Raw genomic sequence first — 3,084 nt, forward strand, 5'->3', positions numbered from 1 at the left:
GGGCGTCAGGCACATGCCGATAGACCACCTCATGGATGGCGACTTCAGCAGAGGGTTTACGTCCCGGCGGGGCCTGCACAACCTGCCCCCGCAGATTCATCAGGACAAAATCCTCGGCGCCCAACTGATCCTTGGGACGGCCGCTGGCGGTAATCCAGAAAGCGTCCGCATCGCGGCGTGCCGACAGGTTGCCCGCGGTGCCCAGCATCCAGCCCCGCGCATAAAAATCGCGAGCCGCCGCCGCGAGATGGGTGCGTGGATCATGGTGCATGGGTAGGCTCCCGCCACCAGCCGCGTTGCTCAAGGGCGGCGCTCACATCCCGGAAGTCATCGAAGGGCAGGAAGGCACGCCCCTCCTCCCGCAGATATTCCGCGAGACGGTCCCGTGCACAGACCAGGGGACACTGCCGGGCCACCCGCAAATCGGTGATGGAGTCCCCAATGCAGACGGCATCCTCGGGTTGATAGTGCGCGATCACGGCGGCCTTGGCCACCAGTTCATGGTCATCCTGCCAAGGCGAGAACACCCGCAGGTATTCGCCGGTGATATCCGCCTCAAGACCATGGACGGCGTAAATTTCCTGACGATAAGGGGCGAGGGCGATCTCGGCCATGCGCGTGAAGCCGCCGGTGACGACAATAAAGGGGATATCGGCCTTTTTGGCCTGGGCCAGCAACCCGACCAACCCCGGACGCAATGCCGTATCCCGTACAAAATCCTCCAGCTCCGACCAGCGCCGCGAGGGGATGGTGCCGAGCACCTGGGGCAGACCATCGCGCAGGGTCAGGCGCTGCGCATAGATTTCCGGCAAGACCCGGGCGGCGGCCTTCGGCGCAAAATGGTGCATAAGGGCCACGAAGACTTCGGCCTCGGTGATGGTACCGTCGAAGTCACAAAAAATGGCTCTTTGCATCAGCCCTGCCCCCATTTTTCCACCGCCGCCCGCAGGGGCCCGGCGGGCAAATCTTCCAGAGTGCGCGGCGCCGCATCCTGCCAGCGCTCGATGGCTTCGTGAAAAGCCAGTACCCCGCTCGCGGCACCCTGGGGATGGTCCATGATCCCGGTCCCCGCGTTGAGGATGACTTCGGTTCCATAGTCATCGAGGATGCGCCCCACCATGCCGGGATGCACGCCCGCCGAAGGCACCGGCGCCACGCCCCGCGCCCGCAGCGCGGCGACGATGGCCCATTCGTCCGCCGCGGCGAAGGGCAGACTGCCATAATGGGCCGGATAGAGCACCGCATCCGCACCGCCACAAGCCATCAATGTGCCCAGCAAGGCGCCATAGGCAAAACCGTAATCCGGCGCGCCGCACCAGGCACCCGCCAGGGCGGGATGGGTGAAGATCGGTACATCGATGTCGGGATCGGCGGCCAGTGCCTCCAGTACCGGAAAACCATACGCCAGCACATTCAGGAGCAGCGCATTGGCGCCGGCGGCCACCAGTTGCAACGCCAGCGTCTGCACCTGCTGGGCATCCCCCGAGAGATTCACCGCGTAGAGCAAATCACGACCCGTCTGATCACGCCGCGCCTCGATCACCGGCGCGCAGGCCTCCCAGCGCGCCAGGGTCGCCGCCATCGGCAGGTCCGGGAGGATTTCGTCATCCTTGATGATATCCAGCCCGGCAACGGCAACCTCCGCCAGAATCGCGGCATGATCCGCCGCCGTCAGCCCCAGCGCCGGTTTGAAGATGGCCATGACCAGGGGTCGTTCATGCACCCCCAGTCGTTCGCGGATGCCGCCCAGCCCGAAGCGTGGCGCCTGCCCGAAGCGCTCCGGCAGACGAATGGCCATCACCTTGGCGGGACCCGCCAGGGAGTATTTGCCGAAAATCATTGTGAGCAGGCTGCCGAGGCGACCATCCACATTGGCGGCGGGGAAGCGCACCGTGGCCTGATGCCGCCCAGCCGCCAGTTCGGCAATGGCGATCACCTCCCCCAGATGACCACGCAACTGCGCCTCCCGGTGCTGAAAGCGTGCATCCCAGCTCCCTGCAGTCTGGCCGATGGCGATGGCCTGCGCCTGCCGCCGGGCGTCTATCCCGGCGGGGAACTGGTAATCGACCTCAATAAAAGTCGTCATGGGTTGGGGAAATGCTGAAGGGCGCGGTCCGTATAATGCGGGGTCCAGCCACCGCGCGCACTGAAGTAGCGCACCGCTTTGATCCGCTGCGCATCATTCAGGCGGAACCAGTGTTCCACGTCCGCCGGGATGTGAACATAATCCCCCGCCTGCACGGTCAATTCGACTTGTGCACCGTCTTCCAGAACGAAGCCAAAAACACCTTCTCCGTCCACAATATAGCGAACCTCTTCATCATCATGGGTGTGCATACGATGGAAGCGGGCGTTGAGTTCCGGCAACTGTGGATGCTCGGGATACAACACGACCAGATCCCGCTCCTGATAACCCTTTTCCCGCTGCAAACGCTGGAAGACATCGTCCAGAGCCGTCAGCAACGCCACCTGCGCCTCCGCATCCAGTTGGGGCTGAGCCAGCAGCGCCGCTGCGCGCCCCCCCGTCACCGGGATCGTCTGCAAGGTGATGCCCAGGGGGGCCAGTATGGTGGCAATCTGCGCCGCGTCCGTGATCCGCCGCGCAGATTCTGCATATTGCAAAGTCGCCATGCTATACGTCCTCCTTCCAGATCAGAGAAGCCATACGTCCGGTAACACCGTCACGCCGATAAGAGAAATAACGTGCCGGGTCAGCCACCGTACACAGATTACCACCAAAAATGGTCTGCACGCCGGCCCGCTGCAAACGTCGCCGCGCCAGTGCATAAATATTCGCGAGCCAGCGGTCCCCATGCCCGGGGCGGAAGGCGGCCGCCGCCCCGGCATCCTCCGCCAGGAAAGCCGCCCGCACTTCCGGCCCAACCTCGAAATGTTCAGGTCCGATGGCAGGTCCCAAGTATATCAAAATATCCTCTGGTGCCACCGGCATGGCGGCCACACCGCGTTCCAGGATACCCGCCAACAAGCCGCGCCAGCCGACGTGAAAAACACCGATATGACGATCGTCCCCGCCGCAAGCCAGCACCGGCAGACAATCGGCGGTGAGCACCGCCAGCACCACGC

The 3,084-nt window shown here is 64.0% G+C and carries 5 protein-coding genes; all 5 read right to left on the reverse strand.

Features of this window, described 5'->3' with window-relative positions; genetic code table 11:
• A partial coding sequence (locus HF921_RS12635) for a class II aldolase/adducin family protein (RefSeq protein WP_215893939.1) occupies nucleotides 1-271 on the reverse strand: 271 nt, incomplete at its 3' end.
• The gene (locus HF921_RS12640) at nucleotides 261-914 is read right to left on the reverse strand and encodes an HAD-IB family phosphatase (RefSeq protein ID WP_064218992.1); all 654 of its coding nucleotides are present in this window, start codon (nucleotides 912-914) and stop codon (nucleotides 261-263) included. The genes HF921_RS12640 and HF921_RS12635, both read right to left, overlap by 11 nt.
• Entirely contained in the window at nucleotides 914-2,086 is a 1,173-nt protein-coding gene (locus HF921_RS12645; protein WP_064218993.1) for a RuBisCO large subunit C-terminal-like domain-containing protein, read from the reverse strand. Before HF921_RS12645 ends, HF921_RS12640 begins: the two co-directional genes overlap by 1 nt.
• Nucleotides 2,083-2,631 (reverse strand): cupin domain-containing protein, encoded by a 549-nt coding sequence (locus HF921_RS12650; RefSeq protein ID WP_064218994.1) that lies wholly within the window; start codon nucleotides 2,629-2,631, stop codon nucleotides 2,083-2,085. Before HF921_RS12650 ends, HF921_RS12645 begins: the two co-directional genes overlap by 4 nt.
• Nucleotide 2,632: 1 nt before the next feature.
• Nucleotides 2,633-3,084: polyphenol oxidase family protein (locus HF921_RS12655; RefSeq protein WP_215893940.1), on the reverse strand; the 452-nt coding region annotated here is incomplete at its 5' end.

The organism is Acidithiobacillus ferriphilus, from assembly GCF_018854775.1.
GTDB lineage: Bacteria > Pseudomonadota > Gammaproteobacteria > Acidithiobacillales > Acidithiobacillaceae > Acidithiobacillus > Acidithiobacillus ferriphilus.

What these genes read in the sequence shown, in the direction of transcription:
- HF921_RS12650 (WP_064218994.1), bottom strand. Translation starts at nt 2,631, where the DNA reads ATGGCGACTTTGCAATATGCAGAATCTGCGCGGCGGATCACGGACGCG.
- HF921_RS12645 (WP_064218993.1), bottom strand. Translation starts at nt 2,086, where the DNA reads ATGACGACTTTTATTGAGGTCGATTACCAGTTCCCCGCCGGGATAGAC.
- HF921_RS12640 (WP_064218992.1), bottom strand. Translation starts at nt 914, where the DNA reads ATGCAAAGAGCCATTTTTTGTGACTTCGACGGTACCATCACCGAGGCC.